The organism is Streptomyces phaeochromogenes (genome assembly GCF_001418655.1).
Classification (GTDB): Bacteria; Actinomycetota; Actinomycetes; order Streptomycetales; family Streptomycetaceae; genus Streptomyces; species Streptomyces phaeochromogenes.
In genome coordinates this window covers 1-19,357 of sequence record NZ_LIQZ01000071.1, presented here as the reverse complement: position 1 = coordinate 19,357, position 19,357 = coordinate 1, and the positions used below count along the sequence as shown (strand labels likewise).

Genomic DNA, 19,357 nt, shown 5'->3' with positions numbered 1-19,357 from the left:
TGACATTCTGGAGAGGTGAAATCAGCCCGCCTCGTCTCGATCCTCCTGCTCCTCCAGACCCGGGGCCGGATGACCGCCGCCGACCTCGCCGAAGAGCTGGAGGTCTCGGTGCGCACGGTCTACCGGGACGTCGAGGCACTGAGCGAGGCCGGCATCCCGTTGTACGGGGACGCGGGACACGCGGGCGGCTACCGCCTGCTCGACGGCTACCGCACCCGGCTGACCGGCCTCACCGCGGGCGAGGCGGAGGCCCTGTTCCTCGCGGGCGCGCCCGGACCCGCCGCCGAGCTGGGCCTCGGCCCCGTCCTCGCCGCCGCCCAGCTCAAGGTGCGCGCCGCCCTCCCACGCGAGCTGCGCGAGCACGCCGACCGCATCAGTGGCCGCTTCCACCTGGACGCGCCCGGCTGGTACGCGGACACCGACAGCGGGGGAGCCCCGTACCTCCCCGCCGTCGCCGACGCCGTCTGGAACAGCCGCGTCCTGAACGTCCTGTACCGCCGCTGGCGCGAGCCCACCGACGTGGAGCGCCGCCTCGAACCGTACGGCCTCGTCCTCAAGGCAGGCCGCTGGTACGTCGTCGCGGGCCCCGGACCGCGTACGTTCCGGGTCGATCAGATCCTCGAACTGGGCGCGTCCGGCGACGGGTTCACCCGCCCGGACGACTTCGACCTCGCCGCGTACTGGACGTCGTACCAGCGAGACTTCCACGACCGGCTGCACCGGGGCGAGGCGGTGGTCCGGTTCGCCCCGGGCGCACGCCTCACCGGACCGGCGGGAGACGCCGTACGGGCCAACGGCCGTACAGATGCGGGTGGTTGGACCCTGGCCACCGTCCCCATCGAGTCCGTCGACCACGCACACGGCGAGTTCCTCCGTCTCGGCACGGACGTCGAGGTGCTGGAACCGGCCGAGTTGCGCGACCGCATCGCCGGGACGATCGCCGCGCTGTCCCGCACGTACGACGTAGCCCGCACGCAAGACGCAACCCCCACGCACGAAGCAACCCGCACGTACGACGTATAGAGAGCGCTTGCTGAATCGCGGCAACTCCCGTGCCTCCAGCGGCAACTGAGGTAGCAGAACCCGTCTGCTCCTCCCAGGGAGGTACGTCACCGTGCAGCACCCGCAACGCAGACGCAGCAGCAGGACCAGGCTCCTCCTCACCACCGTCGTCGCCGGCGCCCTCGCCGCCGCAGGTCTCACCTCGCTCACCGCGACTCCGGCGCATGCCGCGACCGCGCGCCAGGTCGAGAAGCTGGACCGGGGTGTGGTCAGCGTCCACACCGACGCCGGCAACCTCGTCACCTGGCGCTGGCTCGGCACCGACCCGAACGACGTGTCGTTCAACGTCTACCGGGCGGGTACGAAGGTCAACTCGACCCCGGTCACCGGCTCGACGAACTACTTCCACTCCGGCGCGCCCTCCCAGGCCGACTACACGGTCCGCGCGGTCGTGGGCGGCGTGGAACAGGGCGACTCGGTGCACGCGATCCAGTTCCGGACCGGATACAAGGACGTACCCATCAGCCCACCCGCCGGCGGCACCACCCCGGACGGCGTCGCGTACACCTACGAGGCCAACGACGCCTCGGTCGGCGATCTCGACGGCGACGGCGCGCTCGACTTCGTCCTGAAGTGGCAGCCGACGAACGCCAAGGACAACTCCCAGTCCGGCTACACCGGCAACACGATCATCGACGGCGTCAAGCTCGACGGCACCCGGCTGTGGCGTATCGACCTGGGTCGGAACATCCGCTCGGGCGCGCACTACACGCAGTTCCAGGTGTACGACTACGACGGCGACGGCAAGGCCGAGGTGGCCGCGAAGACCGCCGACGCAACGGTCGACGGAACGGGCGCGGTCATCGGCAGCTCCTCCGCCGACCACCGCAACTCCAGCGGATACGTTCTCGCCGGGCCCGAGTACCTGACCATGTTCAACGGCCAGACGGGCAAGGCGATGCAGAGCGTCGACTATGTCCCGGCGCGCGGCACGGTCTCCTCGTGGGGCGACTCGTACGGCAACCGCGTGGACCGGTTCCTCGCCGGTACCGCCTACTTGGACGGCGCCAGGCCCTCGCTCGTCATGGCCCGCGGCTACTACACGCGTTCGGTGATCGCGGCCTGGGACTGGCGCAACGGGGCGTTCACGCGCCGCTGGACCTTCGACACCAACTCCTCGACCAACACCGGCAAGGGCTTCGACGGCCAGGGTTCGCACAGCCTCTCCGTCGGGGACGTCGACAACGACGGCAAGGACGAGATCGTCTACGGGGCGATGGCCGTCGACGACAACGGCAACGGCCTGTGGACCACGAGGACCGGCCACGGCGACGCCCAGCACCTGGGCGACCTTGACCCCGGGACGTCAGGCCTTGAGTACTTCAAGGTCTCCGAATCCACTTCCCAGCCCGCCGAGTTGTACATCAACCCCGCCAACGGCGCGATCCGCTGGCAGCTCGCCGCCTGCTGCGACAACGGCCGGGGAGTGGCCGGGGACATCTACGCCGGCAACGACGGCGCCGAGATGTGGTCCGCCTCCGACACGAACATCCGCGACGAGTCCGGCGCCACCAAGGGCCGTGAGCCGTCCTCCGTCAACTTCCTGTCCTGGTGGGACGGGGACACCACCCGCGAACTCCTGGACGGCACGCGCATCGACAAGTACGGCACCTCCGGCGAGACCCGCCTGCTGACCGGCGCCTCGGTCCATTCCAACAACGGCACCAAGGCGACCCCGGCACTGTCCGGCGACCTCTTCGGCGACTGGCGCGAGGAGGTCGTCTGGGCCACCAGCGACAACACGGCCCTGCGCATCTACTCCACCCCGAACGAGACCACCACGAAGATCACGACCCTCCTCCACGACCCGATGTACCGCACGGGCATCGCGTGGCAGAACACTGCCTATAACCAGCCACCGCACCCGAGCTTCTTCATCGGCAACGGCATGCCTACGGCCCCCAGGCCGACGGTCTACACGCCGTGAACAGGGCGAACACCTGCGTCTGAGGGGAGGGCGAGAGCGGCTGCGTGCGTCCTGCGCAGCCGCAGTCGGCAACCGCCGCGGCCTTCGCTCAGCGTGCGGTAGCGGTAGCGGCAGTGGCAGTGGCAGCGGGCCTTGGGGCGGCTGTCGAGGCTCGGGCGTCGGCGCGGAGCATGGACGCACCGGCCGGGGTGAGGGTGTGCAGCACGTTTCCGCCGTGTCGGCTGCTGATCAGCAGACCCGCGCCGCGCAGCACCCCGGCGTGTTTGCTGACGGAGGACGGGGAGATCCCCGCCGCGCGGGCGATCTCCCCGGTGGTGGCCCCCGCTCCCGACGCCGCGACGCGCAGCACGGTCGCCCGGGTGCGCCCGAGCAGTGCGGTCAGCGGGGTGGTGAGAGCGGCTGCGGCCGGTTCGTGCAGCAAGGGGTAGAACAGCACGGGCGGTAGCTGGGGGTCGGCCAGGCTGACGGGGTTGTCCCAGCAGAAGTAGGACGGTACGAGCCGTATGCCCCGGCCGCCGAGATGCAGGTCCCGGTCTGCCGCGTAGCGGACGTGGAGGACCGGTGGCTCCCAGCTCATGGTGGGCCCGAGTCCGGCCAGCATCCCCTGGACACCCCCATCGAGCAGGTGGCGGCAGGAGGATGACCGCTTGGCCTCCAGATGAGCATGGATCTGGTCGGCGAACGGGCGCACGGCGACGTCGTGGTAGGCGCGGATCGCGGCCACGAGGTCGCGGCGCTCCTGCGTGCCGGTCAGCCGTCTCACCCACGCCGGCGCTCCGACTGTCTGGTCCAGCAGGGCCAGTTCGTGGCTCACTCGGTCGGCCGGTGTGGACATGATGGCGTCGAGTCCGGCGTCCAGCCCCTGGCCGGCACAGTTCGGCCGGCTGGGTGTCAGGAAGTCGGGGAAGTACCGGGCTCTGGGAAACAGCGGCAGAAGCACCTCGCGCACGACGCGGTCGAGTTGCCGCTCACGTAATCGAGCGTGGGTGGTCCGGTACCACTCGGCGTACGCCCAACGGCCCGCGCGGGTCTGGAAGCGGTGCAGACTCGCGGCCACCTCCCAGAGCGCGTCAGGTGCCGTGGCCATCCGGGTTGTCGCCAGGTCGGCGTCCGTGAAGTGAATTCGGAGCATGCCGTTCCCCCCTGCAGCCACGGCTTTTTCCTCCTGGCGACACAGCATGGCCAGGTGGGACGGGTGCTGGCAATAGTGAAGGAGACCTACTCGAACAGTTAGGGGGAATGATGAGGCGTATATTGGCCATGATCGCAGGAGTGGTACTCCTGCTGGGTGGCATGGCCGGTACCTCGGCGGCCAGTTCGGCGAACAGTTCCGGGAGTGAGAATTCGGTATCCGGTGCGGTGGCACTCAAATCGGTGAAGATTGCCGCGGCACCGGCCGGATGCGGTGGCGGAAACTTCTGCTTCTGGCCGAATGCCAACTACTCGCCGTCGGGAAATCCGGGCGAGCTTTCCGGTAGAAACGCCGACTGGTCCGTCTTCGGTCGTGGCGACTGTCCCAACGACAACTGGGACAACTGCGCGTCCTCGGACTACAACAACGGAAACAGCTGCGAGGCCATCGTCTGGACCGGGAAGTCCTACTCGGGCTCCGCGGGCATGGTCCTGCGCGGTTCGGGCGGAAACTTCAACTCCACGTTCAACAACGCTGTGTCCTCGAACAGTTGGGGAACCGCTTCCGGCGGTACGAGCTCGGCGTGCGGCGGCCCTGTGCCGTAACAGGCGCTCAAGGAACCCAGCCGTTCCAAGGTGTCCGCGGGCAACCGTCCGCGGACACCGCGCCTCTTGCTCAGTCTTCCCACCCAACGACCGAGAGGGTCCGGGCACCATGCGACTTGCCCCGCTCGCCTGCGCCGTGGCGGGCGTTCTCGCGCTGACCGCCTGCGGGACATCCACCACCGACAGTGATGTGACCAGCGCTGAACTCACCAGCGCCGAACTCGACCTCCTCACCCGTTCCGGGACCTTCACCCGGACCACCGTCGATCTCGCGAACGCGGAATCGGAGCTCATATCGGCCTGCATGGCATCGAGGGGATTCCGCTACCGCGCCGATGCGGCGGACCCGACGTCCGAATCCGATGAGGAACGCTCCCTGAACATGAAGGAGCGACGCAGCAGGGGCTATGGCCTCGCCTCTCAGTACGCCTCCGAAAAGGAATCGGCCGGCGCCGCGACCAACGACGCTTATCTGGCCGGGCTGTCGAAGAAGAAGGCCGACGCGTACATGAAAGCTCTGCGGGGCGGCGCCACGGACTTTCGTGAGATGAGGTTCGGGGGCGGTCGGAACATCACCTTCTCGGCACGTGGCTGCGAGGCGGACAGCCGTACGTCTATTTACGGAAGCCTCGACGACTGGGTGTCCATCTCCTACTTTCCGCAGAATCTCAACAGCGAGCTCAGTTCCCGCGTGGAGAAGTCCCCGAAGTACCGCAGCGCCATGAACGACTGGCGGACATGCATGCGCGGAAAGGGATACACCTACGCGTCTCCCGACACGGCCTACGAGCAGCTCAAGGGCGTCTACCGCGCGAAGGGCGCCACCACCGCCCTGCGTGAACGGGAGATCGCGGTCGCCGTGGCGGACGGGGACTGCGGCGCCGAACTCCACATCCCCGCCACCGTCCTGACCCTGCGACGTTCCCTCGCCCAGTCGCTGCCCACCAGTGACAAGCTCCAGCTGCGGCGACTCACGGCCATCTGGAAGGCGGCTGCCGACAGGGTCCGGTGACCCCAGGAGGGCCCGGCCGCCTTCCAGATGTCCCATCCGGTGTGTCAGTTCACCGTGCAGGACTGGTCGCCGAGCTTGAATGCCGTCGGTTTCCCGTTCGTCCCCGACCAGCTCCCCGTGAAGCCGAAGCTCACCGACGATCCGGCCGCGACATTCGCGTTCCAGCCCAGGTTCTTCATCGTGACCGTCGCCCCGGACTGGGTGTGCTCGGTGTTCCACGCCTGGGCGACGCTCTGGCCGTTGGGGAAGGACCAGCCAAGTGCCCAGCCGTTCCAGGTGCTTGAGCCGGTGTTGCTGAGCTGCACGTCCGCCTGGAAGCCGCCCGACCACTGGTTCGTGATCTTGTAAGTTACCGCGCAGGCGCCGGTCGGTGTCGGGTCCGTGCCGCCCCCGCCTCCGCCGTCCGCGTCCGACGAATCGCCGTAGATGACACCCCGGCCGTTCGTCGACACGTACACACGCCCGTAGACGCGCGGATCACCGGTGATGGCCGCGCCGGTCCAACCCCACTGGTGTGCGTCGTCGTTGATGCGGGTCCAGGTCGCGCCCTTGTCCGTGGAGCGGAAGATGCCGCGTACGCCGCCGATCTTCGCGCTCGTGTAGAGGGTCTGGTAGGAGGCGCCGGCCGCCGCCTTGCCGAAGCCGATCGTGTCGGCCTGTTCGACGCCCGACAGCTTGGTGAAGGTCGTGCCGCCGTCCGTGGAGTGCCACAGCCCGTACGCGCCGTCGCTCGCGCCGCCCGCCAGCCACACGTCACCCTTCGTACCGGGCAACGCCTTGAACCGTACGCTGTCGCCGCTCGGCAGCCCGGTCGCGGACGAGGCCGTGAAGGAGGCGCCGCCGTCCGAACTGACGTAGAACTTGCCGGACTTGAAGCCGTAGAAGGTCTTCGGGTCGACCCGGTCCGACTCGACGATCGCACCGGCCGGGATGCCGGCCGAGGCCGACCACGAGGTGCCGAACCCGGTCGCGTGGTGGACGCCCGCCCCCTCCGGACTCCACACGAAACGGCTGCCGTCGGAAGCCGACGCGACCGTGCCGCCGCCGCTCACACCCGAAGGGTCAGTCCCCGCGAACCAGTTGGCGCCGTTGTCCGTCGAGAACGCCACATGCGGGCCCGAGTCGAGATTACCGGCCCGCACCACCGTGCCCGGGTTGGACTCCGCGAAGTCGAGGCTCGTCGTCGTGGTGAAGTTCGGCGAAGTGAACATCATCGAGGGAACCTTGGTGAGGTTCGTGTGCCGGAAGCCGCCGATGTCGCCCAGCGCGCTGAGGAGTTGGGCCCCGCCGGACGGGGGAGCGGCCAGGTCGTTCACGGCCGTCTCCTCCAGGCCCTGGACCATCGGCTTGATGGTGAACTGGCCGCCGCTGTCCCACTGGCCCAGGTTCTCGGTGCCGTAGACCGTCGCGCCCGTCCCGTACATCATCCGGGCCGAGTTGAACGGATCGATCTCCAACGCCTCGGTCATCCAGCCCAGTTTGGGCGCCTGCTCGGGCGGCGACGGATTGGCCCCCCAGCTCAGCCACGGCGAGGACGAGACATCCATCGTGTAGCGGTTCGAGCGGTTGGGGTACGAGGTGTAGTCCCAGGCCTTGGTCCAGGTGCCGCCGCTGTCCGTTGAGCGGAAGATCTGCGTGTCCGGCCACCAGGAGCTGTACGCGGTCGCCATGACCGTGCCCGGCTTCTGCCGGTCGACCGTCAGCCCGCTGAAGCCGTAGTAGGTGTCGGCCTCCGCGACCGGGCTGATGTTCGTCCAGGTACCGGTGGCCGTCGCGTACCGCCACAGCTGCCCCTTGCCGCCGTCGTACGGGCCGCCCTTGTCGCTGTACGCGAGATAGAGGTAGCCGTTCGCCGCGTCCAGGACCCCCTTGTGGGCCAGGTAGCCCGTGGGCTGCCCGGCGAGACGGGACCAGGTCGCGCCCGCGTCGGTGGAGCGGTAGACGGCGTTGTCCTTGTCGGCGACACCGACGTAGATGGTCCCGGTGGCGTTCGTGCCCGTGCCGGTCGACTCGTCGAAGGTCACCCAGGCGATGCCCTGGTTGTCGGAGGCGTACCCGCTCGTGTCGGTCGGATCCTGCACGTAGTTACCGACGTTGGGGAAATTCGTCACCTGCGACCAGGAGGCACCCGAGTCCGTGGACCGCCACAGTCCCTTGCCGCTCGGGGCGCCCAGATACAGAACGCTGTTCTTGTGGGGGTCGACAGCGAGCCGTTCACCCATGCCGCGCCCGGGCATGTTGCCGCCCAGCTTGAACGGCAGATCTGCCTTCTGCCAGGTCGCGCCCCGGTCGGACGACCTGAGCACGGCCCCGTTCCCGGGATCCCAGCTGTTCGTGTACGTTCCGACGGCCGCGTACACCTTGCTCGGCGCGACCGCGTCCGAGGCCAGGCTCACGACTCCGGTGTGACCCCAGCGGTCCCAGCCCACCGAGTCGAGCAGCGGGGTCCAGCTCTTCGACGACTCCTGCCAGCGGTAGGCACCACCGATGTCGGTCCGGGCGTACGCGAGGTTCTTCTCGGACCGGTTGAAGACGATGCCGGGAACGAACCCGCCGCCGTCGATGCGCGCGTTCTTCCAGGTGTACGTGTCGGCGGCGATGGACGCCGAAGGCGCGGCCTTCTTGACGGGCTGTGCGGCCAGCGCGGGCGGCGTACCCGCAAGCAGCCCGGCCGCCAGCCCGAGCACGGCGGTGAGGACGGGGGTTCTTCGCACGGTGACCCTTTCCTTGCGTGGGGGGACTTGCGTGGGGGGACGAAGAAGCGAAAGGCGCGTGTGGACCGGACGGCCCCCGTTGGGGTGGGGGACCGTCCGGCCCGGCGCACGCGAAGGTCTGGGCGCCCCGCGCCCCTCAGGGGCGCGGGGAACTGCGCGACCAGCCACATCAGGCCCGCAGCCTTCGTACCGCCCATCCCGCGGAGCGCCACGCGGAGATCAACGGGGCTATTCGAGGAGCTCCGCGTACGAACCCATCGCGAGAGCGATATCCGCCTGGGCCCAGAACCGGTGATACGTGAACGAGGGCGCGGCCCCGCCCGCCAGATACGCCTCGATCTTCGACCAGGCCGGGTCGTCCTCGTAGAACGAGCGGATCGAGTCGAAGGTCGACGACGAGTTGATCGTGTCGCCGTTCGGCATCCTGCCGGTCCAGCCACTCGGGACGTACACGCCGTCGTCGAAGCGGTTGTAGTCGGCGCGGGTCTCCGGGACCGCGATGCCCAGCGCGTCCTGGTTGTTCTCCCACATGCCGTCGAGCAGCGCCTTGGCCGTGGTTCCGGCCTCCGTGTCACCGGAGCGGTCGGCGTAGTACGTCAGGGTCTTGGCGTACGCCGCCGCCACGCCGACGTCGTCCGTGTAGTCGGCGACGGTGACGTGAAGTCCCGTGTTCCCACCGGGACTTGACGCGTTCCAGGTGTCGGGCTTGCCCGACCACTGGAGGGTGTTGGGGATACGGAAGGACCCGTCCGGGTTGACCGTGGTCTTGGACAGTGCCCAGTCGACCCACTTGTCGAGGACGACCTTGGCGTCCGCGTCACCCGTCTGCTGGTAGTACTCGGCGACCCGCTCCATCGACCACGCCTGGAAGCCGAACCACTGGTTGGACGGCGGGTCGTGGTAGACGGGCTTCTCGTCGTAGAACATGCCGTAGAAGGTCGGCGTCCCGGAAGGCGGCGTCGCGTAACGCCCCTGCCAGCTGTTGGTCGCGCCGCCCGCGATGGCCCCCTCACTGGACTGCAGCCAGCGGTAGAACTCCAGCTGCCGGTCGAGGGACTTGGCCCAATCCGCCTGCCCTGTCGCCGACTTGGGCTTCAGGTCGGCGTACGAGCTGAGCGCGTACGCGGCGAGCGGGTTCTGGTAGCCGCCGTGGGTGTGGCTGGAGCCGATGCGCCAGGCCCAGCCCGCCGAGGCGTCGGTGGCGCCGCCCCACGCGTAGTACCAGTTCAGCAGGTAGTGCGAGGCGTCCTTGCCGGTGCCGGCCGGGCAGGTCGACGGTCCCACGCAGTTGCCGATTTTCTTGAAGTACTTGTCGTACATGGAGTAGCGGAGGTAGTCGCCCATCTTCGCGGCCTTGCCGACGGTCGCCGTGACGGCGGAGCCGTTGCCCTGCTGCTTGGCCCAGATGTCGGCCCAGTACGCGGCCTGCACGGCCCGCGCGTCCGCGTCGGGGGCGTTGGTGGACTTCCACTGCTTGGCGTACGAGGCGTCCTTGGTGAACAGGTCCAAGTACCCGTTCGTGCCGCCGTACTTGAAGGCGTCGCACGTCGGCTGCGGCACGGTCTCCCACACCGACTCCTGCGATCCTCGCTGGAAGGTGTTGATGTACGAGGGACCGGTGTCCGTCGGACCCGCCTCGCACTTGCCGGGCGAATTGCCGTACCCGTAGACGTTGTCGACGTCCTGCAGCCAGTGCATGCCGTAGATGTCGTCCGTGCCGTACGCGCTCTTCAGCTCGGCGGCGATCGGGTCGGGGCCGACCGAGACACCGGTGTCGAGCTGCGCCGGATACTCGTTCGGGGTGTCGTGCTCGGGCGCGTACGTCGCCGGCTTCGAGGCGTTGTAGAACGAGTTCGTCGGCTGGTCGGCCTTCGTGGGGATCATGAACTTCTCCATGATCTCCCAGGCGCCGTTGAACCTGGTCCAGTCGCCCGTCACCTTGCCGTACATGGCCTGGAGCCACAGCAGATAGCTGTACGCCTCCGAGGTCGTCTCATGGCCGTGGTCGGGCGCCTCGACGATCAGCGTCTCCACCGAGTGGTACGGGATGCCCTCCGGCGAGAAGTAGCCGTTCGCCGGGTTGGTGATCTTCCCGTAGAGCTCCAGGAAGCGGGCGTCGTACTCCTTCGACGCGGCGAGCTGCGTCACGGTGACCGCGCCCTTCGCGTGCCCGGTGGCCGTCGACTCGAAGGTCGCCGAACCGGTGCCCGAGGCGGCGGCCGTGACGGTCACCTTCTGGGCGGTGTTCCAGTTCGACGGCGTGAAGGTGAGCGATGCCCCGCCGGTGACGGACAGGCCCGTGTTGCCGCTCGCCCGGGCGGTCGCGACGGTCACGTTCGCCGACGGCTGGGTCGAGAGCTTCACGTCGTACGTGCCCGACTTGCCCTGCTGGACGCCCAGTTGGGTCGGCGAGACCACCACGGCGGGACCCGAGGCGACCGTGATGCCGACCGGTGTGGACTCCGCCGACGCGCCCAGGCTGTCGTACGCCTTCGCGAGCAGCGAATGACTGCCGACGGTCAGGCTGTTGACCGAGAGCGAGTACGGCGAGCTGGTGTCGGTGCCCAGCAGCGTCGTGTTGTCGTAGAACTCGACCTTGCTGATCGTCGCGTTGTCCGCCGCCGCGGCGGTCGCGGCGAGCGGGACCGCGGCGCCCTGGGAGTACACGGCGCCCGCGGCGGGGCTGGTCAGCACGGTGATCGGCGGCTGGTGGGCGCCGGTGCAGGCCGTGCCGTTGATCGCGAAGGACGTGGGTGCGGCGTTGGTGCCGCTGTACGTGAACTGGGCGCCGGTCGTCACCGCGGCGCCCACCGCGATCGTCCCGTTCCAGGACGCGTTCCTCGCGGTGACCGACCTGCCGGACTGCGACCACGTACCGCTCCAGCCGCTGCTGAGCTGCTGGTTGCCCGCGTAGTCGTACGTCAGGACCCAGCCGCTGATCGCCTCCGTGCCGCGGTTGGTGAGGGTGAGCTCGGCGGTGAAGCCGGAGCCCCAGTCGTTCGTCTTGTAGTCGACGCTGCACTGGACGGCCGCCGCGTGAGCGGGTGTCACGCCGGTCGCCAGTGTGGACAACGGAAGGGCGAGGGCCGCCACCACGGCGGTCCACATCCGCCGCGCGAGGCGGCGTCCGGGTCTGGGTGCCATGTTCTGGTTCCTCTCCATGCGGCTCGGAGATGGGGGGAGGGGCAACAAGCCTTGAACCAGTGGGAGCGCTCCCATAGTGGGGACGAGGGTGGAAGGGGTCAAGGTGCTTGAAGAGTCGAAATGATTCGATAGATCAAGAGTGCAACTCCTCTGTCCTTTACCAACACTTGGCGCTACCTTCTTCGGCACCAGTGGGAGCGGTTCCATCAGTCGACACGTCCGTCACGGCGTGTCAGAGCTGCAAGGAGTCGCTCATGCGACACCCCCCGCGTTCATCTCTTTTAGTGGCCTGCGCTGCGGATCTCTGTCATGAGCACCGCAAGCGCATCGGTCGTGCCACGGCTACGGGAGTCGCGCCCGCCTGCCCGGTGGAGTGCTCCGAGCTCACCCTCGTCCCTCATGACGACGGCACCCCATGCCGTCGTCGTACGGCATCGGGCTGCGCGATCGTCCGCGCTCCCCAGACGGATAGGACACCCCGCACATGAGCCGTACCAGAACAGCAATCCTCGCGGCGGTGGCGCTGGTCGCCGGCACCGCGGGCGCCGCCGTCGCGGCGATACCCCCGGACGCCGACGTGGCCGCCATTCCCTGCACCGTCGACTACAAGGTGCAGAACCAGTGGGACTCCGGCTTCACCGCCGCGGTCACCGTCACCAACAACAGCGCGGCCAAGTCGAGTTGGGCCGTGAAGTGGTCGTACGCCGGAAACCAGAAGGTCACCAGCGGCTGGAACGCGAAGCTCAGCCAGAGCGGCACCGCCGTCACCGCGGCCAACGAGAGCTACAACGGCACGCTGGGGACCGGGAGTTCGGTCAGCTTCGGCTTCAACGGCACCTACAGCGGCAGCAACGCGCTGCCCACCACGTTCACCCTGGACGGCGTGACCTGTAACGTCGACGACGGTGGCAGCGGCCCCGGACCCACGGACCCGCCGGGCCCGGGCACCAAGGTCGACAACCCGTACGCGGGCGCCAAGGTGTACGTGAACCCGGAGTGGAAGGCGAAGGCCACCGCGGAGACCGGGGGCAGCCGAATCGCCAACCAGCCGACCGGCGTGTGGCTCGACCGGATCGCCGCCATCAACGGCGTGAACGGCGGCATGGGCCTGCGCGCCCACCTGGACGCGGCGCTGGCGCAGAAGGGCTCCGACCAATTGGTCGTCCAGCTGGTCATCTACAACCTGCCGGGCCGTGACTGCGCGGCCCTCGCCTCCAACGGCGAACTCGGCCCGACGGAGATCGACAAGTACAGGACCCAGTACATCGACCCGATCGCGGCGATCCTCGCCGACACCAAGTACGCGGGTCTGCGGATCGTCACGACTGTCGAGATCGACTCGCTGCCGAACCTCGTCACGAACGTCTCGCCGCGTGCCACCGCCACCGCCAACTGCGACACGATGAAGGCGAACGGCAACTACGTGAAGGGCGTCGGCTACGCGCTGAACAAGCTCGGCGACGTGCCCAACGTCTACAACTACGTGGACGCCGGACACCACGGCTGGCTCGGCTGGGACGACAACTTCGCACCCTCCGCCGCCCTGTTCAAGGAGGCGGCCACCGCCGAGGGCGCGACCGTCGCCGATGTGCACGGCTTCATCGTGAACACCGCCAACTACAGCGCCCTCAAGGAGAACCACTTCACGATCAACGACTCCGTCAACGGCGCGTCGGTCCGTACGTCGAAGTGGATCGACTGGAACCGGTACGTCGACGAGCAGTCGTACGCGCAGGCCATGCGCACGCAGCTGGTCTCGATCGGCTTCCCGTCCGGGATCGGCATGCTGATCGACACCTCCCGCAACGGCTGGGGCGGCACGGCCAGGCCCACCGGTCCCGGGGCGACGACCAACGTCGACACCTACGTCGACGGGGGCCGTTACGACCGGCGCATCCACCTCGGCAACTGGTGCAACCAGTCCGGTGCCGGCCTCGGCGAACGCCCGCAGGCCTCACCGGCGACCGGCATCGACGCGTACGTGTGGATGAAGCCGCCGGGTGAGTCGGACGGGTCGAGCACCGCCATCCCCAACGACGAGGGCAAGGGCTTCGACCGGATGTGCGACCCGACGTACACCGGCAACCCGCGGAACAACAACAACATGTCCGGCGCGCTGCCGAACGCGCCGCTGTCCGGGCACTGGTTCTCGGCGCAGTTCCAGGAGCTCATGAAGAACGCGTATCCGGCACTGTGACCTTCCGCTGAGTGCGGGGTCGCGTTGCGCGGTTCCCCGCGCCCCTTGCAAGGGGCGCGGGGAACTCTTTGCTGTTTCCGCAAGGCGAGTAGCTGTTTTGGGGAGGTGGTAGCACGCTGTCCGTATCCCGGACGAGAGGCTTGGAACCATGGCACACGACCACGGACAGCACGGTGAACACGGTCACGAACACGGCCAGGGTCACGCGCACACCCACATCGACTTCGCCGAGATGCTTCCGATGCTGGAGCAGGAGGCCGAGCTGTTCACGCCGCTCTACGCGGAGGCGGCGGGCTGGCTGCGGGAGCGGCAGCCGGAGCCCGAGATGATCGTGGACGCGGGCAGCGGTCCCGGTGTCATCTCCTGTCTGCTCGCCGACACGTTCCCCAAGGCGCGGGTCGTCGCCGTGGACGGTGCCGGGCCCCTCCTGGATGCGGCCCGCGCCCGTGCCGCCCGCCTCGGGGTCGCCGACCGCTTCAGCACACTGGAGGCCGAACTCGGCGACGGGCTCGGCGACTTGGAGTACCCGGCCGATCTTCTCTGGGCCAGCCGGTCCCTGCACCACGTCGGCGACCAGCGGGCCACCCTCGCCGGATTCGCCGAGCGGCTCGCGCCCGGCGGGACGCTCGCGCTGCTGGAGGGCGGCCTGCCCTCGCGCTACCTTCCGCGCGACATCGGCATCGGCCGGCCCGGTCTGCAGGCCCGGGTGGACGCGGTCGAGCAGGAGTGGTTCACGCGGATGCGGCGTGAACTGCCGGGGGCGGCCGAGGAGACCGAGGACTGGGCCGGCCTGCTGACGGCCGTCGGCCTGCGGCACGCGGCGACCCGTACGTTCCTGCTCGATCTGCCCGCGCCCCTGTCGGAGGAGGGGCGCGCCTTCGTCGCCACCAGCCTCGGCCACCGCCGGACCGGGCTCGCGGAGAGCCTTGAGCCCGATGATCTCGCCCTGCTCGACCGGCTTCTCGACGCGGACGACAAGGCGAGCGTGCATCACCGGCCCGATGTGTTCGTGCTTGCCGCGATGACTGTGTATGTCGGGGTGAAGGCCTAGCGTTTCGCGCTCCATGGACGTGTTGACATCGAGTGCTCTCCAAGTGATGGACTCCACGCACTTCGTGACGGACACGACACGGACATGGCTTGGGGGAACGTATGACTGACTCACCAGTGGCGCTGATCACCGGCGGCGGCAGCGGGATCGGTGCGGCGGTGGCGCGGCAGCTGCTCGACGCCGGGCACCGGGTGACGGTGACGGGGCGCGGGGAGGAGCGGCTGCGCGGGTTCGCCGAACAACTCGGCAAGCCCGAGGGGCTGTTGACGATCAGGGGCGACGCGGCCGACTACGACCACGTCCAGGCGGCCGTCGAGGCGACGGTGAAGGAGTTCGGACGGCTCGACACCGTCGTCGCCAACGCCGGGTACGCCACGCACGACACCGTCGCCGAGGGCGATCCGGCCGGGTGGCGGGACATGGTGCTGACCAATGTGCTCGGCCCCGCGCTGCTCATCCGGGCGTCGATCGACCAGTTGAAGGAGACCAAGGGGAGGATCGTGCTCGTCGGCAGCGTCGCGGGTCACATCCACGGGCCCGGCAACATCTACGGGGCGACGAAGTGGGCCGTGACCGGCCTCGCCGAGAACACCCGGCGGCAGGTCACCGAGTACGGCGTGGGCGTGACCCTGATCTCGCCCGGCCGCGTGGAGACCCCGTTCTGGGACAGCTACGGCAGCCTGCCGCCCGGGCATCTCCTCACCTCTGACCAGCTAGCCGAGTCGGTCGTCTGGGCGATCCGGCAGCCGACCGGAGTGGACGTGAACACCGTCGTCGTACGGCCGATCGGCCAGCCGGTCTGAGGCGGTCTGAGCCGGGGGACATGAGAGGCCGGTCGGGCCGCGGCGGGATCCGCGGCCCGACCGGCCTTGGTGAGCTCACTGGTCGGTCGCTTCTCCGTTGTCCTCAAGGAACTGCTCCGCAAGCGCCTCGCCGAGGGACGCCGTCGCTTCCTGGTCCTCGATGGGGGAGACCCGGGAGCCGGTGAAGACGATGTACGTCACTCCCGAGGCCGCGCCGCCGGTCGCCGGGTCGGGATTGATGCCGAGGGCGCGCGCGGTGGCGTACGAGGCCTCGCCGATGATCTTCGTGGGGCCGGTGTCGCCGACGACCGCGTACTGGACCTCGTCACCGTGGATCACCGCCGCCACGCTGCCGCCCCTGATGCCGGAGCCCGTGTAGTTCCAGATGTCGCTGGGGCCGGGCACCACGACGTACGGGAGTTCCTCGGAGTTCAGCGGTCTGCCGTCGGACTGGTGGAAGGCCGTCTGGTCCTGGAACCACGGATCGGTGCGCTTGTTGCACTCGGTGGTGACCTGGCCGTCGCAGTCGATGTCCATGTCGGCCTTCCAGAAGACCGCGCCGTTCAGGCCGCACACGGGGACGGTGGCCGGTGCCCCCACGTCGAGGCTGTATTTGCCGTTCGAGATCTGCGAGCAGGACGTCATCTCTGCGAGGAGGTCGGCGGCGGTGACCGTGCCCTCCGGAGCCTGTGCGGGGGCGGCGCCCGCCGGGAGGGCCGCGGCGGCGAGGAGCGCGGTGCCGGCGGCTGCGGCGGCGAGGGTCAGTGTTCGAGTGCGCACTGTGGGAGGACCCTTCTGGGCCTTGGGGACGTCACGCGGCGGGGCGACGTGCATCCGACGTGTAGGGGGACATCGACGTGGACATATGTGTGTTCGCTGAACGGGTACTCGGGCGAGCCTGACCGATCCCCCTCCCATCGGCGAGGATGCCGCGCCTTGTCTCACCCGCCCGCCGCATCCACGACACCGTGTCGGCCCCGAACGCACTGAACACATCGAACGCACTGAACACACCGAACACACGACGAAGCCGCCGCCCGAGCGAGTCGGGCGACGGCTTCCGGTGCCGCGGTTCGTGCGGCTGTGTCGTACGGCCGTGGTGTATGGCCGTGTCGTACGACCGTGGTGCGCGGCCGTACGGTCAGTCGTTGACGTTCGCCGGGTTCGAGCCGACCCGGCGGTCCTCGTTGAGCGCGCTGATCGCGGCGATGTCCTCGGTGTCGAGGGAGAAGTCGAAGACGTCGATGTTCTCCTTGATCCGGGACGGGGTCACGGACTTGGGGATCACCACGTTCCCGAGCTGGATGTGCCAGCGCAGGACGATCTGGGCCGGTGTGCGGTTGTGCTTCTGGGCGATGGCCACGATCGCCGGGACCTCCAGGAGGCCCTTGCCCGAACCGAGCGGGGACCAGGCCTCCGTGGCGATGCCCTGCTCCGCGTGGTACTCGCGGGACGCGAGCTGCTGGAGGTGCGGGTGCAGCTCGATCTGGTTGACGGCCGGAATGACGGACGTCGCGTCGATCAGCTTCTCCAGGTACTCCGGAAGGAAGTTGGAGACACCGATCGCCTTGGTGCGGCCGTCCGCGTAGAGCTTCTCGAAGGCCTTGTACGTGTCGATGTACTTGTCCTTGGCGGGCATCGGCCAGTGGATGAGGTACAGGTCGACGTAGTCGAGGCCGAGCTTCTCCAGGGACGCGTCGAACGCGCGCAGCGTCGAGTCGTATCCCTGGTCGGCGTTCCAGAGCTTGGTGGTGACGAAGAGATCCTTGCGGGCGACGCCGGAGGAGGCGAGGCCCCTGCCGGTGCCCTTTTCGTTGCCGTAGATCGCCGCGGTGTCGATGCTGCGGTACCCGGCCTCCAGCGCGGTGGCGACCGCCCGCTCCGCCTCGTCGTCCGGCACCTGCCAGACACCGAAGCCCAGCTGGGGCATCTCGACGCCGTTGTTCAGGATGATCGGGGGGACCTTGCTCACGAGCTCTCGATCCTTCAGTCGTCGGTTGGTACTCCCATCGTCAACGATCACGGGCCGTCGTGCATTCCTGCCCTGTTTTTCGGTCTTTTCGGTCCCGTGCCTGCGCCGAGCGAATCGGAGATTGGCCGGAAACCTACCCGGGTTCATAGGTCCGAACCATTGACCGCGTCCTGTCACGCCGAGGACTCTTTGCATGTTGGTGAACGGGGTGCACGTATATGAACCCGACGACGAGGATGAGGGACCCATGACCCCCACACGTAGGAACCTGCTCGGCGCGGCACTGGGCGGCGTGGCCGCCGCGGCCGTCGGTTCACCCGCCCTCGCGGCACCCGCCGCGTCCTGGCAGCTCAAATGGTCCCCGTCGGCGAGCACCAACGGGCTCGGCGCCTTCGAGACCCTGGAGGACGACCGCGCGGACTCGCACCCCGCGGCCTCCCCGCACATCTACGCCACGGGCGACAACTGGCGGTTCAACATGCACACCGTCGACCGCGACACGTCGACGGACCGTCAGCGGCACGAGGTCACCGGCCTGCGCAACGGCTCCGGAAGCAACTACCTCAAGTGGACCGAGGGCCAGACCTGGCGGGTGACGTACTCGATGTACATCCCCAGCTCCCTGAAGGCGACCACCACCTTCACCCACATCATGCAGATGAAGCAGCCCGGCACCGGATCCTCGCCGATCGTCGTGCAGTCGCTCCGGCGGGTGAACGGCGTGCAGACCATCGAGCTCAAGCTCTTCGAGAGCGACACCCTCGTCGGCCGCACGAACCTCGAACCCCTGCACAACAAATGGATCGACGTCGACTTCCAGATCAAGGTCGGCAACGGCTCGGCCGGTTCGGTCCGCTGGATCCTGAAGAACGGCTCGACGACGGTCGTCGACGCGTCACGCACGGGCGTGGACACGTTTCTGGCCGACCGCGTACGCCCCAAGTGGGGCATCTACCGCTCCCTCGGCGACACGTCCGGCTCCCTCCAGGACTGCTATCTGCTGCTCTCGAACCTGCGGGGTTACCAGCTGGTGTGAGTCGCTGGTCCGGGTGGTTCGCGTGGGCCGTCAGTCCGCGGTCGTGCCCAGGTACGCGTCCCGCACGCGCCGGTCGGCGTGGACCTCGGCGGGGGTGCCCTCGGCGAGGACGTGGCCCAGGTCCAGTACGACGACCCGGGCCGCCAGTTCCATGACGAAGGCGACGTTGTGCTCGACGAGGAGGACGGCACAGCCCTCCTCCTCGGAGAGCCGGCGGATGACGGACGACAGGTGACGACGTTCGTCGGCCGTCATCCCGGACGCGGGCTCGTCCAGCAGCAGCACCCTGGGCGGGTCCGCGACCGCCCGCGCCAGCTCGACCATGCGGGCCCGACCCACCGGCAGGGCACCGGCATAGGTCCCACCGAGGTCGTCGAGCCCGCAGGCGCGCAGGACGGTGGCCGCCCGGGCTCGGCGGTCCCGCTCGTACGTACGCCGTGTCGGGGACGCCAACAGATCGGCCGCGAGTCCGCCTCCGCCGCCGCGCCACTCCTGGGCCACCACCAGGTTGTCGGCCACGGTGAGCTGCCCGAACAGCTGCTGCCGCTGGAAGGTGCGGCGCATCCCGTGCCGGGCCCGCCACACGGGGGAGCGACGGGTGACGTCCGTTCCGTCGAGGTGGACTCGGCCCTCGTCCGGGCGCCGGATGCCGGAGAGCACGTCGAAGAGGGTCGTCTTTCCGGCGCCGTTGGGGCCGATGAG

At 68.8% G+C, this 19,357-nt stretch carries 14 protein-coding genes; 8 read left to right on the top strand and 6 right to left on the bottom strand.

Going from position 1 to position 19,357, the window contains the following annotated elements; genetic code table 11:
- Window positions 1–15: 15 nt before the first annotated feature.
- The gene (locus AOK17_RS10795) at window positions 16–1,023 is read left to right on the top strand and encodes a helix-turn-helix transcriptional regulator (protein WP_079052921.1); all 1,008 of its coding nucleotides are present in this window, start codon (window positions 16–18) and stop codon (window positions 1,021–1,023) included.
- A 91-nt stretch (window positions 1,024–1,114) separates the two neighbouring features.
- Complete coding sequence (locus tag AOK17_RS10790; RefSeq protein WP_055612166.1) at window positions 1,115–2,989, top strand: rhamnogalacturonan lyase; 1,875 nt, start codon at window positions 1,115–1,117, stop codon at window positions 2,987–2,989.
- Between the two features lie 88 nt (window positions 2,990–3,077).
- On the opposite strand, the gene AOK17_RS10785 is transcribed toward AOK17_RS10790, so the two are convergent.
- On the bottom strand, window positions 3,078–4,121 hold the full coding sequence (locus tag AOK17_RS10785; RefSeq protein ID WP_055612165.1) for an ArsR/SmtB family transcription factor: 1,044 nt from the start codon (window positions 4,119–4,121) through the stop codon (window positions 3,078–3,080).
- A gap of 242 nt (window positions 4,122–4,363) precedes the next feature.
- Between AOK17_RS10785 and AOK17_RS10780 the strand changes: the two genes are divergently transcribed.
- Window positions 4,364–4,726, top strand: a complete 363-nt coding sequence (locus AOK17_RS10780; RefSeq protein ID WP_157881298.1) for a peptidase inhibitor family I36 protein — start codon at window positions 4,364–4,366, stop codon at window positions 4,724–4,726.
- Between the two features lie 109 nt (window positions 4,727–4,835).
- Window positions 4,836–5,738: a hypothetical protein gene (locus AOK17_RS10775; RefSeq protein ID WP_055612163.1), complete on the top strand. Its 903-nt coding sequence runs from the start codon at window positions 4,836–4,838 to the stop codon at window positions 5,736–5,738.
- Window positions 5,739–5,782: 44 nt separating this feature from the next.
- Here the strand turns inward: AOK17_RS10775 and AOK17_RS10770 are convergent, their stop codons facing one another.
- Both AOK17_RS10770 and AOK17_RS10765 read right to left on the bottom strand, forming a co-directional pair.
- A complete protein-coding gene (locus AOK17_RS10770) occupies window positions 5,783–8,452 on the bottom strand; it encodes a cellulose binding domain-containing protein (RefSeq protein WP_055612162.1) in 2,670 nt (889 codons plus the stop codon).
- A gap of 228 nt (window positions 8,453–8,680) precedes the next feature.
- The gene (locus tag AOK17_RS10765; protein ID WP_055612161.1) at window positions 8,681–11,596 is read right to left on the bottom strand and encodes a glycoside hydrolase family 48 protein; all 2,916 of its coding nucleotides are present in this window, start codon (window positions 11,594–11,596) and stop codon (window positions 8,681–8,683) included.
- Between the two features lie 484 nt (window positions 11,597–12,080).
- On the opposite strand from AOK17_RS10765, the gene AOK17_RS10760 reads away from it, so the two are divergent.
- From AOK17_RS10760 to AOK17_RS10750, 3 genes are all read left to right on the top strand, one after another.
- Window positions 12,081–13,793, top strand: a complete 1,713-nt coding sequence (locus AOK17_RS10760; RefSeq protein ID WP_055612160.1) for a glycoside hydrolase family 6 protein — start codon at window positions 12,081–12,083, stop codon at window positions 13,791–13,793.
- A 148-nt stretch (window positions 13,794–13,941) separates the two neighbouring features.
- Window positions 13,942–14,844, top strand: coding sequence for a class I SAM-dependent methyltransferase (locus AOK17_RS10755; protein WP_055612159.1), 903 nt, complete (start codon window positions 13,942–13,944; stop codon window positions 14,842–14,844).
- Between the two features lie 101 nt (window positions 14,845–14,945).
- Window positions 14,946–15,647 (top strand): SDR family oxidoreductase, encoded by a 702-nt coding sequence (locus tag AOK17_RS10750; protein WP_055612158.1) that lies wholly within the window; start codon window positions 14,946–14,948, stop codon window positions 15,645–15,647.
- Between the two features lie 75 nt (window positions 15,648–15,722).
- Here AOK17_RS10750 and AOK17_RS10745 read toward each other — a convergent pair whose 3' ends face one another.
- Both AOK17_RS10745 and AOK17_RS10740 read right to left on the bottom strand, forming a co-directional pair.
- Window positions 15,723–16,427, bottom strand: a complete 705-nt coding sequence (locus AOK17_RS10745; protein ID WP_055612180.1) for a glycoside hydrolase family 75 protein — start codon at window positions 16,425–16,427, stop codon at window positions 15,723–15,725.
- Between the two features lie 361 nt (window positions 16,428–16,788).
- Window positions 16,789–17,577, bottom strand: coding sequence for an aldo/keto reductase (locus tag AOK17_RS10740; RefSeq protein WP_055612179.1), 789 nt, complete (start codon window positions 17,575–17,577; stop codon window positions 16,789–16,791).
- Window positions 17,578–17,866: 289 nt separating this feature from the next.
- On the opposite strand from AOK17_RS10740, the gene AOK17_RS10735 reads away from it, so the two are divergent.
- On the top strand, window positions 17,867–18,655 hold the full coding sequence (locus tag AOK17_RS10735; RefSeq protein ID WP_055612178.1) for a heparin lyase I family protein: 789 nt from the start codon (window positions 17,867–17,869) through the stop codon (window positions 18,653–18,655).
- A 30-nt stretch (window positions 18,656–18,685) separates the two neighbouring features.
- Here the strand turns inward: AOK17_RS10735 and AOK17_RS10730 are convergent.
- Window positions 18,686–19,357: ABC transporter ATP-binding protein (locus AOK17_RS10730; protein WP_055612157.1), on the bottom strand; the 672-nt coding region annotated here is incomplete at its 5' end.

Excerpts from the sequence above, each read along its gene's own strand:
- AOK17_RS10785 (WP_055612165.1), bottom strand. The coding sequence starts at position 4,121 with ATGCTCCGAATTCACTTCACGGACGCCGACCTGGCGACAACCCGGATG.
- AOK17_RS10775 (WP_055612163.1), top strand. The coding sequence starts at position 4,836 with ATGCGACTTGCCCCGCTCGCCTGCGCCGTGGCGGGCGTTCTCGCGCTG.
- AOK17_RS10765 (WP_055612161.1), bottom strand. The coding sequence starts at position 11,596 with ATGGCACCCAGACCCGGACGCCGCCTCGCGCGGCGGATGTGGACCGCC.
- AOK17_RS10760 (WP_055612160.1), top strand. The coding sequence starts at position 12,081 with ATGAGCCGTACCAGAACAGCAATCCTCGCGGCGGTGGCGCTGGTCGCC.
- AOK17_RS10755 (WP_055612159.1), top strand. The coding sequence starts at position 13,942 with ATGGCACACGACCACGGACAGCACGGTGAACACGGTCACGAACACGGC.
- AOK17_RS10750 (WP_055612158.1), top strand. The coding sequence starts at position 14,946 with ATGACTGACTCACCAGTGGCGCTGATCACCGGCGGCGGCAGCGGGATC.
- AOK17_RS10740 (WP_055612179.1), bottom strand. The coding sequence starts at position 17,577 with ATGCCCCAGCTGGGCTTCGGTGTCTGGCAGGTGCCGGACGACGAGGCG.
- AOK17_RS10735 (WP_055612178.1), top strand. The coding sequence starts at position 17,867 with ATGACCCCCACACGTAGGAACCTGCTCGGCGCGGCACTGGGCGGCGTG.